Source organism: Bacillus sp. D7-8, from assembly GCF_052055895.1.
GTDB classification, from domain to species: domain Bacteria; phylum Bacillota; class Bacilli; order Bacillales; family Bacillaceae; genus Bacillus; species Bacillus velezensis.
Window position 1 is genome coordinate 2870624 of sequence record NZ_CP179922.1, and the last position, 15549, is coordinate 2886172.

Annotated in this window: 6 protein-coding genes; 3 read left to right on the forward strand and 3 right to left on the reverse strand. The window is 35.0% G+C overall.

The window, feature by feature from the left end; translation table 11 throughout:
- Nucleotides 1-32 precede the first annotated feature (32 nt).
- From ACKTRM_RS14015 to ACKTRM_RS14025, 3 genes are read right to left on the reverse strand one after another with little or no spacing between them, the layout of a single operon-like run.
- On the reverse strand, nucleotides 33-10268 hold the full coding sequence (locus ACKTRM_RS14015) for a non-ribosomal peptide synthetase (protein ID WP_173602743.1): 10236 nt from the start codon (nucleotides 10266-10268) through the stop codon (nucleotides 33-35).
- Complete coding sequence (locus ACKTRM_RS14020) at nucleotides 10265-11248, reverse strand: SagB/ThcOx family dehydrogenase (RefSeq protein ID WP_012118251.1); 984 nt, start codon at nucleotides 11246-11248, stop codon at nucleotides 10265-10267. Before ACKTRM_RS14020 ends, ACKTRM_RS14015 begins: the two co-directional genes overlap by 4 nt.
- Nucleotides 11249-11270: 22 nt before the next feature.
- On the reverse strand, nucleotides 11271-11975 hold the full coding sequence (locus ACKTRM_RS14025; RefSeq protein ID WP_012118252.1) for a thioesterase II family protein: 705 nt from the start codon (nucleotides 11973-11975) through the stop codon (nucleotides 11271-11273).
- Nucleotides 11976-12240: 265 nt separating this feature from the next.
- Between ACKTRM_RS14025 and ACKTRM_RS14030 the strand changes: the two genes are divergently transcribed.
- From ACKTRM_RS14030 to ACKTRM_RS14040, 3 genes are all read left to right on the forward strand, one after another.
- Nucleotides 12241-13908, forward strand: a complete 1668-nt coding sequence (locus ACKTRM_RS14030) for an MFS transporter (protein ID WP_012118253.1) — start codon at nucleotides 12241-12243, stop codon at nucleotides 13906-13908.
- An 86-nt stretch (nucleotides 13909-13994) separates the two neighbouring features.
- The gene (locus tag ACKTRM_RS14035) at nucleotides 13995-14963 is read left to right on the forward strand and encodes a TIGR01212 family radical SAM protein (protein WP_007408822.1); all 969 of its coding nucleotides are present in this window, start codon (nucleotides 13995-13997) and stop codon (nucleotides 14961-14963) included.
- On the forward strand, nucleotides 14960-15541 hold the full coding sequence (locus tag ACKTRM_RS14040; RefSeq protein WP_003152267.1) for a tRNA (mnm(5)s(2)U34)-methyltransferase: 582 nt from the start codon (nucleotides 14960-14962) through the stop codon (nucleotides 15539-15541). Before ACKTRM_RS14035 ends, ACKTRM_RS14040 begins: the two co-directional genes overlap by 4 nt.
- The last annotated feature ends 8 nt before the right edge of the window (nucleotides 15542-15549 follow it).

Genomic DNA, 15549 nt, shown 5'->3' on the forward strand with positions numbered 1-15549 from the left:
TAGAGCACCTGAAAAAGGTGCTCTTTCTACTTTTATATTAAATCAGAAATAATATTTATATAAGTATTAAAAAACTTTTCTACTGAGATTTCCCGCAACTTATTATTTTTAAATATTAATTCGAGATTTATATTGTTATCATTAACTAAATAACTAAATATAAATTCATAAGATTCGCTAATATTATTTTCGACTTTTTGTTTATCTATTATTAAAACATTAATATGAGCATTATCTCTCTCTAAACCCAGGTTGCTACGCAAATTTATTTTGGATACTGTCTTTCTTTTTATCTTATTTTCCTCTATGTTTTTTATAAACTCGGTTAAATCACTATACTCTTCTATATTTATTTTTTCCAAATCTATATAGCTTGATTTTAAAAGGGATACATAATATTCATCGTTTTCTATAAAGTTGCTAAATAAATATAAAAATGTATTTATTACTTTATTACTTACTTCTAAGTTATTAAACTTAATTTTTAACTGTTTTTCTAAAATTATTGTCTTTTCATTTTTATTATCTTTTCTATTAGCAAGAATTTTTGGAGGCAATTTTACTGATTTTAATTTTAAATTCTTATTCTCCTCTTTCATAACACTAATAAAATGTGATAATTCACTAATTTTTTGATACTTGAATAAATCAACTATATTCAAATCTGAATATTTTTTTTCTATTTTAGTGTATATATTTGAAAGTGAAATTGAATTACCGCCTAATTCAAAAAAGTTGTCATCTATGCTGATTTCATCTGTTTTCAGAACGCTTTTCCAGATACCAACTAAATCTCTCTCAATTTCTGTTCGAGGCTCTTTGATTTTCCTTCCAATCGATGCTTGATCTGTAACGTCTAGAGCCAGTAGTTTTTTACGATCAACTTTTCCGTTACTTGTTAAAGGAACCTCTTCAATCTGTACGATATAGCTAGGTATCATATATTCCGGCACTTTCAGGCTTAAAAACTCTTTCAGATCAGTTGGCGGTAAGGATTGGTGCCCCGCTACGTACGCATATAACACATCTTGATTTCTGGCATCCTTTTGATTAATGACTACCGCATTTCTCACCTGTCGGTGCTCTAATATTACACTTTCTATTTCACCTAACTCCACGCGATATCCACGAACTTTAATCTGATGATCTTTCCGTCCCAAAAACTCAATATAACCCTCTTGCGTCAAGACCCCCATATCCCCCGTACGATAAATTCTTCCGAAATCTGGGTGATCAATAAATGACGCTTCAGTTTTTTCTTTATCATTTAAATAGCCTTCTGCTACACCTTTTCCCCCTATGAAAAGTTCACCTTTCACTCCGATTGGACAAGGGTCATTTTCATAGTTTAAAACATAGTAAGTTTGATTTGATAATGGATAACCGTAAGGAATGCTGGTCCATTCAGCCTTGACTGTTTTAATTGGATAATAAATCGACCAAATAGACGCTTCAGTAGCCCCGCCTAAGCTTATGACTTCACTTTCAACGAAGTGATCCTTAATCCTCTCAGGAAGATGAACAGGTATCCAATCCCCACTTAATAATACCAGTCTTAATTCAGGAAGCTCGTCATAGTTAATAACTCCAGCGTTAGATTTGTTTTCTGTTTCATCCATATAGTTTACTAACATTTCCATGATCATGGGAACGGAGTTCCAGACTGTAATTTTTTCCTCTTTTACGATGTCATGAATCTTTTTAATATCTCTCTGATCTTCGATCATTACTAATGTTGCTCCTGCAGAAAAAGCACCAAAAATATCATATATTGATAAATCAAAGGACATAGATGATAATCCGATAAACCGGTCTGTTTCATTCACACTGTATTTTTCATTGATGTCTAATATAGTATTAGTTACAGCCTCATTCTTTATAATTACACCTTTAGGTTTTCCCGTACTTCCTGAAGTGTATATCGCATAAGCTATTTGTTCCGGCACTGCCACACTTTCTCTTTTAGACTCTTTATAGCTTGACACAATAGTTTTTACCAGTTCAGCTGTTAATACAACTTTACAATTACCATCTTTCACAATATATGATTGTCTTTCTTTTGGAAATTCCGGATTAATTGGGATATAGGCAGCTCCAATTTTTAACACTGCGAGGATACTGGCGATTGTCTCGATTTCACGATCAACAATAACCCCAACATACTCATTTGGCTGAATTCCCTTCTCTTCCAAAAAACTAGATATGCGGTTGGACATAACTTGTAACTCTTGATAGGTAACTGCTCTTCCTTGACACTCAATCGCAATATTCTCAGGTGTTTTTATTGTTTGTCTCGCAAACAAGTGATATAAAGTATCCGGCTTGATGGCCTTCTCAGTTTGATTATAATCAGTAATTGCTTGTTCCAGTGCTGTATCTTCAGAAGACATCATCTCACCGGACGTTAATTGGTCAATAATGTGGGTATATTCCTCAAACATTGACTCAATTACATCATTTTCAAAAGCCTCTGAAACATAGTCCCAACTAAGCATGACTCCATCATTGAGCTCTATCACTTGATGATCCAGATAAACTTGTGATGTCTGGCTGACTGCCATTTTTAACTCACCAATATTCAATAGATCATTATTATTAAGATTAAACATGTTTCCAAATAACATACTGGTGAACACTACTGGCATTGTCGCACTTTTGTGCTTTAGATTATTATATCTAGCATATTCTCTTATAAATTCAACTCCATCATAGTCTCTATGTTCAAGCGCTTCCATGAAAGTAACCTGAACCTTTTTTGCCTCCTCCCAAAAGTTCATTTTTTTCTCAAAACTCGCTTTTAACATAATCAGCGATGTAAAATCACCTATTATATCATTAACTTGTTTATGGAGAGGCTGTCTATTAAATACTGTTGTATTTACCGCTAAGTTTTGTTGGTTACTCCACTTCGACAACACTTTTGCGTAGGCTGTAAATAATATTATTGCAGGTGTAATATTATAGCTTGCAGCTTTTTTACAAAGTGTTTCCCATAGAAGCTTGTCAATTATTTTAGATTTTCTTTTGAAAGTTGGCTTGCTTATTGCATCTAATCTTTCTTTTAATGGCACCGCAGGTGCTTTTGGAAAATCTTCGAGCTGACTTAACCAATAGGCTTTATCATTTTCATATTTTTGAGTGGTCTTGACTTTTTGGTATGCTAACATATAATCTCTATAGCTTATTTCCAATGGTACCATTTCATCTTTTCCATTATACAATTCAGATATCTGTTTAAATAAAAGCTGGATGCTGGCTCCATCAGCTATTAACATATCGATGTCGAAAAATAATCTATGTTTATCCCCTTGAATTTTCAAGGCTTTGAATTCAAATAAAGGCCACTCATTTGGATTAAAGATATGATGTGATGTTCTGTCTCTTTCTTCTGCAATTTTCTTCTCTTGTTCTATATCACTTAATTGACTAATATCCTGTACAGATATTTCATACTGAGGGACTTGTTGAAGAATCTTTTGCCTTCCATTCGGAAGAATGACCGCGCGCAGCATGTCTTGATGATCTATTACTTTTTGTAAACTTTTGTTGAGTTTTTCAATATTCAGCACAGTCTCAATTTCTAAATAAGCATGCGTTGAGGTGCCACCAAGTTCAAATTGTTTATCTCTTCCCATTAGATAAGCCATTTGAACGTTAGTTAAATCGAATTCCGTATTTTTATGCTTGATATCAGCTTGAATTTCCATCACATTACTATTTGTTTTACTTTTTCTTTCAGAAACACTGATTACTTTTGCTAGTTTCTCAATGGTACTGTTGGATATAAAATTTTTAAAATCTAATTTAATAAATAAACGATCCTCAATAGCAGTAATTAAATTAATGATCAATATGGAATTGCCGCCTAATTCAAAAAAGTTGTCATCTATGCTGATTTCATCTGTTTTCAGAACGCTTTTCCAGATACCAACTAAATCTCTCTCAATTTCTGTTCGAGGCTCTTTGATTTTCCTTCCAATCGATGCTTGATCTGTAACGTCTAGAGCCAGTAGTTTTTTACGATCAACTTTTCCGTTACTTGTTAAAGGAACCTCTTCAATCTGTACGATATAGCTAGGTATCATATATTCCGGCACTTTCAGGCTTAAAAACTCTTTCAGATCAGTTGGCGGTAAGGATTGGTGCCCCGCTACGTACGCATATAACACATCTTGATTTCTGGCATCCTTTTGATTAATGACTACCGCATTTCTCACCTGTCGGTGCTCTAATATTACACTTTCTATTTCACCTAACTCCACGCGATATCCACGAACTTTAATCTGATGATCTTTCCGTCCCAAAAACTCAATATAACCCTCTTGCGTCAAGACCCCCATATCCCCCGTACGATAAATTCTTCCGAAATCTGGGTGATCAATAAATGACGCTTCAGTTTTTTCTTTATCATTTAAATAGCCTTCTGCTACACCTTTTCCCCCTATGAAAAGTTCACCTTTCACTCCGATTGGACAAGGGTCATTTTCATAGTTTAAAACATAGTAAGTTTGATTTGATAATGGATAACCGTAAGGAATGCTGGTCCATTCAGCCTTGACTGTTTTAATTGGATAATAAATCGACCAAATAGACGCTTCAGTAGCCCCGCCTAAGCTTATGACTTCACTTTCAACGAAGTGATCCTTAATCCTCTCAGGAAGATGAACAGGTATCCAATCCCCACTTAATAATACCAGTCTTAATTCAGGAAGCTCGTCATAGTTAATAACTCCAGCGTTAGATTTGTTTTCTGTTTCATCCATATAGTTTACTAACATTTCCATGATCATGGGAACGGAGTTCCAGACTGTAATTTTTTCCTCTTTTACGATGTCATGAATCTTTTTAATATCTCTCTGATCTTCGATCATTACTAATGTTGCTCCTGCAGAAAAAGCACCAAAAATATCATATATTGATAAATCAAAGGACATAGATGATAATCCGATAAACCGGTCTGTTTCATTCACACTGTATTTTTCATTGATGTCTAATATAGTATTAGTTACAGCCTCATTCTTTATAATTACACCTTTAGGTTTTCCCGTACTTCCTGAAGTGTATATCGCATAAGCTATTTGTTCCGGCACTGCCACACTTTCTCTTTTAGACTCTTTATAGCTTGACACAATAGTTTTTACCAGTTCAGCTGTTAATACAACTTTACAATTACCATCTTTCACAATATATGATTGTCTTTCTTTTGGAAATTCCGGATTAATTGGGATATAGGCAGCTCCAATTTTTAACACTGCGAGGATACTGGCGATTGTCTCGATTTCACGATCAACAATAACCCCAACATACTCATTTGGCTGAATTCCCTTCTCTTCCAAAAAACTAGATATGCGGTTGGACATAACTTGTAACTCTTGATAGGTAACTGCTCTTCCTTGACACTCAATCGCAATATTCTCAGGTGTTTTTATTGTTTGTCTCGCAAACAAGTGATATAAAGTATCCGGCTTGATGGCCTTCTCAGTTTGATTATAATCAGTAATTGCTTGTTCCAGTGCTGTATCTTCAGAAGACATCATCTCACCGGACGTTAATTGGTCAATAATGTGGGTATATTCCTCAAACATTGACTCAATTACATCATTTTCAAAAGCCTCTGAAACATAGTCCCAACTAAGCATGACTCCATCATTGAGCTCTATCACTTGATGATCCAGATAAACTTGTGATGTCTGGCTGACTGCCATTTTTAACTCACCAATATTCAATAGATCATTATTATTAAGATTAAACATGTTTCCAAATAACATACTGGTGAACACTACTGGCATTGTCGCACTTTTGTGCTTTAGATTATTATATCTAGCATATTCTCTTATAAATTCAACTCCATCATAGTCTCTATGTTCAAGCGCTTCCATGAAAGTAACCTGAACCTTTTTTGCCTCCTCCCAAAAGTTCATTTTTTTCTCAAAACTCGCTTTTAACATAATCAGCGATGTAAAATCACCTATTATATCATTAACTTGTTTATGGAGAGGCTGTCTATTAAATACTGTTGTATTTACCGCTAAGTTTTGTTGGTTACTCCACTTCGACAACACTTTTGCGTAGGCTGTAAATAATATTATTGCAGGTGTAATATTATAGCTTGCAGCTTTTTTACAAAGTGTTTCCCATAGAAGCTTGTCAATTATTTTAGATTTTCTTTTGAAAGTTGGCTTGCTTATTGCATCTAATCTTTCTTTTAATGGCACCGCAGGTGCTTTTGGAAAATCTTCGAGCTGACTTAACCAATAGGCTTTATCATTTTCATATTTTTGAGTGGTCTTGACTTTTTGGTATGCTAACATATAATCTCTATAGCTTATTTCCAATGGTACCATTTCATCTTTTCCATTATACAATTCAGATATCTGTTTAAATAAAAGCTGGATGCTGGCTCCATCAGCTATTAACATATCGATGTCGAAAAATAATCTATGTTTATCCCCTTGAATTTTCAAGGCTTTGAATTCAAATAAAGGCCACTCATTTGGATTAAAGATATGATGTGATGTTCTGTCTCTTTCTTCTGCAATTTTCTTCTCTTGTTCTATATCACTTAATTGACTAATATCCTGTACAGATATTTCATACTGAGGGACTTGTTGAAGAATCTTTTGCCTTCCATTCGGAAGAATGACCGCGCGCAGCATGTCTTGATGATCTATTACTTTTTGTAAACTTTTGTTGAGTTTTTCAATATTCAGCACAGTCTCAATTTCTAAATAAGCATGCGTTGAGGTGCCACCAAGTTCAAATTGTTTATCTCTTCCCATTAGATAAGCCATTTGAACGTTAGTTAAATCGAATTCCGTATTTTTATGCTTGATATCAGCTTGAATTTCCATCACATTACTATTTGTTTTACTTTTTCTTTCAGAGACACTGATTACTTTTGCTAGTTTCTCAATGGTACTGTTGGATATAAAATTTTTAAAATCTAATTTAATAAATAAACGATCCTCAATAGCAGTAATTAAATTAATGATCAATATGGAATTGCCGCCTAATTCAAAAAAGTTGTCATCTATGCTGATTTCATCTGTTTTCAGAACGCTTTTCCAGATACCAACTAAATCTCTCTCAATTTCTGTTCGAGGCTCTTTGATTTTCCTTCCAATCGATGCTTGATCTGTAACGTCTAGAGCCAGTAGTTTTTTACGATCAACTTTTCCGTTACTTGTTAAAGGAACCTCTTCAATCTGTACGATATAGCTAGGTATCATATATTCCGGCACTTTCAGGCTTAAAAACTCTTTCAGATCAGTTGGCGGTAAGGATTGGTGCCCCGCTACGTACGCATATAACACATCTTGATTTCTGGCATCCTTTTGATTAATGACTACCGCATTTCTCACCTGTCGGTGCTCTAATATTACACTTTCTATTTCACCTAACTCCACGCGATATCCACGAACTTTAATCTGATGATCTTTCCGTCCCAAAAACTCAATATAACCCTCTTGCGTCAAGACCCCCATATCCCCCGTACGATAAATTCTTCCGAAATCTGGGTGATCAATAAATGACGCTTCAGTTTTTTCTTTATCATTTAAATAGCCTTCCGCTACACCTTTTCCCCCTATGAAAAGTTCACCTTTCACTCCGATTGGACAAGGGTCATTTTCATAGTTTAAAACATAGTAAGTTTGATTTGATAATGGATAACCGTAAGGAATGCTGGTCCATTCAGCCTTGACTGTTTTAATTGGATAATAAATCGACCAAATAGACGCTTCAGTAGCCCCGCCTAAGCTTATGACTTCACTTTCAACGAAGTGATCCTTAATCCTCTCAGGAAGATGAACAGGTATCCAATCCCCACTTAATAATACCAGTCTTAATTCAGGAAGCTCGTCATAGTTAATAACTCCAGCGTTAGATTTGTTTTCTGTTTCATCCATATAGTTTACTAACATTTCCATGATCATGGGAACGGAGTTCCAGACTGTAATTTTTTCCTCTTTTACGATGTCATGAATCTTTTTAATATCTCTCTGATCTTCGATCATTACTAATGTTGCTCCTGCAGAAAAAGCACCAAAAATATCATATATTGATAAATCAAAGGACATAGATGATAATCCGATAAACCGGTCTGTTTCATTCACACTGTATTTTTCATTGATGTCTAATATAGTATTAGTTACAGCCTCATTCTTTATAATTACACCTTTAGGTTTTCCCGTACTTCCTGAAGTGTATATCGCATAAGCTATTTGTTCCGGCACTGCCACACTTTCTCTTTTAGACTCTTTATAGCTTGACACAATAGTTTTTACCAGTTCAGCTGTTAATACAACTTTACAATTACCATCTTTCACAATATATGATTGTCTTTCTTTTGGAAATTCCGGATTAATTGGGATATAGGCAGCTCCAATTTTTAACACTGCGAGGATACTGGCGATTGTCTCGATCTCACGATCAACAATAACCCCAACATACTCATTTGGCTGAATTCCCTTCTCTTCCAAAAAACTAGATATACGGTTGGACATGACTTGTAACTCTTGATAGGTAACTGCTCTTCCTTGACACTCAATCGCAATATTCTCAGGTGTTTTTATTGTTTGTCTCGCAAACAAGTGATATAAAGTATCCGGCTTGATGGCCTTCTCAGTTTGATTATAATCAGTAATTGCTTGTTCCAGTGCTGTATCTTCAGAAGACATCATCTCACCGGACGTTAATTGGTCAATAATGTGGGTATACTCCTCAAACATAGACTCAATTACGTCATTTTCAAAAGCCTCTGAAACATAGTCCCAACTAAGCATGACTCCATCATTGAGCTCTATCACTTGATGATCCAGATAAACTTGTGATGTCTGGCTGATACTCTCTATAAAAACTCCTAGAGAATCTAAATAGTTTAATTCATTTTCAAATAACATACTTGTAAAAACAATCGGAAAAACAGCTTTCCTTCTATCTATATCATTAAATTCACAGTATTCTCTGGTAAACTCTATTCCATCAAAATCATTATGTGATAAGCATTTAAAGAAGTTATCCTGAATATTTTTTACTTCTTCCCAAAAATGATTTAAATTATTGAAGCATACATCAAATATCATAATTTCTGTAAAATCGCCTATAACGTTATTAATCTGCTTATGCAAAGGTCTTCTTTTAAATAATGTAGTGTTTAACGCAATATTTTGCTGATTACTCCATTTAGACAACACTTTTGAATAAATAGACAAAAGTAGTATACTAGGCCTAATATTCTTCCGAGAGCATAAATTCACAAATTGATTCCAATTTCTTTTCTCAATAATTTTTTTCTTTCTTTTAAAAGTAGGTTTTTTTATACATGCTAAATCTACTTTTACTGGCAGAGCTGGTGTTGAAGGAAAACTTTTAAGTTTATTTAACCAATATTCCTTGTCATCCTGATATTTATGATTTCCCTTTAATTTGTTATAAGCTAACATATAATCTCTATAGGATACTTCTAAAGGCTCTTGAATCTTTCCATTGTACAATTCAGATATCTCTTTAAATAAAAGCTGGATACTAGCTCCATCTGCTATTAACATATCGATATCAAAGAATATTCTATATAGTTTATCACTGATTTTTAAAGCTTTAAATTCAAACAATGGCCATTGGTATGGATCGAAGATTCGTTCGTTAGTTACTTTTCTTGCTTCTAATATTTTGTCTTCTTGGTCTGATTTTTTAAGATAACTCACATCTTGAATAGCTAATTTATAATTCGGTACGTGTTCAAGTATTTTTTGCTTACCATTTGATAAAAAAACTGCACGTAGCATGTGTTGACGCTCTATCACAGCTTGTACACTTTTATTGAATTTTTCAATATCTAGTTCAGCCTCAAATTCTACAAAAGCATGGGTGGAAGTTCCCCCCAGTTCAAATTGCTTGTCTCTTCCAGATAAATAAGCAACTTGAACATTTGTAAGATCAAATTCTTTATAGGCATTTTCTTCATCGCTTAATAAATGTAATATATTATACTCTTTTTTATTATCTAATAACTGAAACTTTTCATAAACAACTTGACAAAATGACAGTACATCTGGGTTGTCAATATAATCATAAAATTCAATATTTATATTATATGTATCTTCAATGGCTCCAAGTAATTTTAATATATTAATAGAAGATATTTGATAATCAAAAATATTAGTTCTTAAATCAACTGAATCATCTTTACTTAATTCACGAATTTTTTTTATTATAAAGTTAGAAATCTCTTTAAATTTATTACTCGTTACTAGCGTGTTATTAATCAATGATTTACCTCCTTATTCTTTAGTCCTACCTCTACCGAATGTAAATAGATTTCATTGCTATTCAAATTAAATTCATCTTTAATTTTATCGAAGTCTATTTCTCCTATGGAGCACGATCCAACATCAAAATATTCTGCTATATTAGCCAATGTAGCTGACATAACACCACATTCAAGAATACCATAGTAATACCCCGCACCCTTATATTTGGGCATGATTACATCACAATCAAGGGTGAAAAAGATAGAGAAATTCGAAGTATTAAATGCACTGTGGTTTATAAAATAATGATATTTTTTTTCAGCCAGTTTTACTCTATTAAGTAAATTGATAGAGTGGCTGTGAGGATTATAAAAATATATCCCTTCCTCAAGATTTTCGACTCTCCCATCTTTAATATACAAATATATGTTGACAGGATACAGTCCTCCTGCACTTGGGTAGAAATATTTAATACCCTCTTGAATTGGAGACTGTTTAAAGACATTTAACAACCGACTAAACTTAGAAAAATTCATCATTTTACTAGTATCAAAATTCCTAGTACTTTTTCTATTTTGAACTAAAGAGGGCAAATCTGAGCATTCCTCCAAATCAATTGATTGAAGAGTATTCTTTGACATAAACCTAGTTAATTGTTTCTTCTTATAAGATTCTATATTTTCTTTGTATAAAAAAAACTCATCGTCATATTCTTGATAAACAAATTTGTTTTGCGTTTCGAAAAGCTCTGTCGGTGTGCTTACATTGCAAACTAAAACTCTATTACGTATTAAATCTTTTAGAAACATTTTTAAAATCTTTGGATTAAAGTCTTTAAAAATAACATATATTTCGCTTAAAGAAATGCCTTTTTGAAAATGAAAATAAATATCAGGAAAAAGTTCAACTACTTTCCCTCTAAATTGAAAATCATTAATAATAATATGGTTATTTTCATTTCTCCAGTGAACATGAGGAGCCCAAAAGTATTTTTTCACGTTAAAAACCTCCATACTAAACTTAAACCAATAATTTATCTTTAATAATTGATATAACTTCTGTAACGGATTCATTAATAAAAAAATGCCCTCCGCTAATCTGGTATACATCAACCTCCTTTTCTGAATATTCTTTCCACCCTTCAACTTCTCCTATAGTTATTGATTCGTCAAACTTGCCCGTTAAAACAGTTAACGTAACATTTGATATTTTTTTTTTGATGTTGTGGTTGTAACTTTCTATTAGTTTATAATCATTCCTTATTACTGGAAGAAATAGTTTCATTAGTTCGTAATTCTCGATAAGTTCCTTGGGAATTCCCCCTAATTTGTTTAACCATTGAATAACTTGTTTATCAGGAAGACCGCTTATAAATGTTTCCTTAGTTAAATAAGGTGCGCCTTTTCCAGATACAAATAAATGCTGAGGAAGATTATCTGTAACCTTCATTAATTTAAGTATTACTTCATACGATATATATGCACCCATACTATGGCCGTAAATCGCATAGCACTTATTATCACATTTTCTTAATATTAATTCTGTAATATCATCTATAGCCTGATTTATTGTTTTGTAGGGATTTTCAGAAAATCTAGAGCCTCTTCCTGCTAGTTCAACAGGTATTAGTTCAATTTCTGGTCCAACTGAGTTACTCCATTCACTATAAATACTTGACAATCCTCCAGCATGCGGAATGCAAAAAAGTTTAATTGGATGGGTCATTAGCTCCTCCTTTTTCAAAAAAAACCATGAAAAACCAACTTTTAAATAATAATAAGGAATTATTGTCTATTTGTAAAGTATTAATTTGGAATTTTAATAGATTTAAAGTAATGGTTATCTTAATACATTTGTTATTTTATAATATATTGGGTCTAATAAACATATTATGAATAATATTGACACAAATGATTTTTTTTCTTATTATGTTTTTAGACATATGTCAAAGTTTTAATTAGATAGTTTTCTAAAAGGAGATGTAAGTATATTGAATTTCAAAAAAATAATCATGTTATCTGCATTATTATTAGGTACATTCATTTCAGTAATGGACACCACTATAGTAAATATCGCCTTACCTAAGATGCTGGATTATTTTTCGAGTAACCTTTCTCAAGTAGCATGGGTGGCTACAGGTTATACCTTAGCTTTTGCGGTTTTATTAGTAGGTGCATCAAAGCTGGCAGACCATTTTGGAAGAAAAAAAGCTTTTATGTTTGGATTAGCACTTTTTATTTTGACATCAGTTATTGCATGTTTGAGCACTTCAATTGAAATGCTTGTCACAATTAGAGTGATTCAGGGATTATCTGCTGCTTTCATTGTACCTGTTACAATGCCTATAGCTTTAGCTATCGTACCTCAAAATAAAAAAGGAATGATCATTGGAATCTGGGGTGCTTTCTCAGGATTAGCAGCTACATTAGGACCTGTACTTGGAGGATTATTAACTGAAAATTTTAATTGGCAAGCTATCTTCTTCATAAATATTCCTTTAGGTCTGATTTCTCTTTTTTTAGCAGCATTTTTTATTACTGAGAGTTATGATGAAACAGTGAGTAAAAAAATTGATTACATGGGGATTCTTATTTTATCCGGAGCTCTCTTCTGTTTAACCTTTGGTTTTGCAAAAGTATCTGACTTAGGCTGGTCATCACCATTAATTATCTCTCTTTTTGTAATCTCTGTATTATTATTCTGTTTGTTTTTCTTTATTGAATCTAAAATTAAAAACCCGATGATTCCCTTATCCATGCTGCAGATACGTACGTTTAGTTTCAGTTCTTTCACCCTCTTTATGCAGGGCCTTGGATTAACAAGCGGTACCCTTATTATTACTTTACTCCTCACGAATTTAATGGGAAAAACTGAATTAGAAGCGGGGTTAATTGTTTCTACATTAGCTCTATCATCTATGTTTACCTCTGTACTTTCTGGAAAGCTATCTGATAAACTCGGGGGCATTTGGCTTTCGGGTCTAGGTATGCTCGGTTTAACAATCACAACATATTTATATGGATACATACGATACGACAGTTCTATAACACCAGTAATTATTCTGTTATGTTTGACCGGCTTAGCTTTAGGGCTTGTGATAGGACCAGCAATGAGTTCAGGGATACGGCTTATTCCTCCTGAGAAAGTAGGAATTGCCTCAGGTATTCTTAATATGATGCGGACAGTTGGACAAGCGCTAGGCATTGCCATACTTACATCTGTGCTTACAATGAATATAAATGATCACACAGCTACTGCGAAAAAAGAAGCCATTAAAATTGTGGAAAGCAATCAGGTTTTTGATAAAAATGCAAAGAACGAGATAATAACTCACTTAAAGCATTCAGACAGTAAAGGTTTCGATCGAAGCAAAAGTATTGCTGAATTAAACAAAAAAGAGGAAGAAATTCTCTCTATAACCCCGGATCCGTATAAAGAAAAAGTACAAAAAAGCTTCAATATCCAAAAGAAGGAAGTTATGGCTATCCAGAAAAAAATTTCAAATTTATATAATGAAAAAATAAGTGACAGTTTTAATAATACATTCAAAGTAGGCAGTGTAATTCTTATTTTAGGAATTATTTTTGCATTGTTCAGTGATATTTCTCCAAAACGTTTAAAACAACAACAGAAAAACCAGGTAGATATTACGTCTTGACCGTTCCATAATTGTTTCATTGTTCCGCTCCATCATTCATGCTACAATTTTAGGATGCATCTGATGTGAGGGAGGCTTTTTGAACATTGAACGAGAATAACCCTTTTCCTTATTCAAATACGGAAAAACGGTACCATACATTAAATTATCATCTGCGGGAGCATTTCGGGCATAAAGTGTTTAAAGTCGCGCTTGACGGCGGTTTTGACTGCCCGAATCGGGACGGCACGGTTGCACACGGAGGCTGCACATTCTGCAGCGCGGCGGGCTCCGGCGATTTTGCCGGCAATCGGGCCGATGACTTACTCACGCAATTTCACGATATCAAAAACCGCATGCACGAAAAGTGGAAAGACGGCAAATATATCGCATATTTCCAAGCGTTCACGAATACGCATGCCCCGGTAGAGGAGCTGCGAGAAAAATTCGAATCCGTCCTCAAGCTTGACGGCGTTGTCGGCATGTCGATCGCGACCCGTCCGGACTGCCTTCCGGACGATGTCGTGGAATATTTGGCCGAACTGAATGAGCGGACCTATTTGTGGGTTGAACTCGGGCTGCAGACCGTGCATGAGCGGACCGCCCTTCTGATCAACCGCGCCCATGATTTTGACTGCTATGTTGAGGGTGTCAATAAACTGAGAAAACACGGCATCCGCGTTTGTTCCCATATCATTAACGGGCTTCCGCTTGAAAACAGGGACATGATGATGGAGACGGCCAAAGCCGTCGCTGATTTGGATGTGCAAGGCATTAAAATTCACCTGCTTCACTTATTAAAAGGCACACCGATGGTGAAGCAATATGAAAAAGGAAAGCTGGAGTTCCTTTCTCAAGAAGAATATGTAAGTCTTGTATGTGATCAGCTCGAAATCATTCCCCCGGAAATGATCGTTCACCGCATTACGGGAGACGGGCCGATCGAATTAATGGTCGGACCGATGTGGAGCGTCAATAAGTGGGAAGTACTGGGCGCCATTCAAAAAGAGCTGGAAACACGAGGAAGCTATCAAGGGAAGCTCTTCAGAAAGATCGGGGAGGAGACCGCCCTATGACCTTGATGCACATCCTCCCTTTCAGTAAAGAATTGCTGAAGTCCGCCGCACAGGAAGGTGATATCACGGTTGACGCGACGATGGGCAACGGACATGATACATACTTTCTGGCCGGCCTTGTCGGTGAGACAGGACATGTCCATGCCTTTGATATTCAAGCGGACGCACTCGCTAAAACGAAGGAGCGGCTCGGTGCCGACTTCAGTCCGCGCGTCACGCTTCACCATAAGAGCCATGATCAAATAAAGGCATCGCTGCCTGAGGATGCGCACGGTCGTGTGGCTTGCGCCGTGTTTAATCTCGGCTATCTGCCCGGCGGCGATAAAAGCATTACGACAAACGGCCACTCAACCATTTCCGCGATCGAACAGCTCCTTGAACTGCTGAAGGAGAACGGGCTGATCGTTCTCGTTGTGTACCACGGGCATCCTGAAGGCAAGACGGAAAAAAGTGCATTACTGGAGTACTGCAGCAATCTTGATCAGGAAAAAGCGCGCGTGCTGAGCTACGGCTTTCTCAACCAGCGAAACGACCCGCCGTTTATTATAGCGATTGAAAAGAAATCTGCCGGCAAATAAAGAATCGG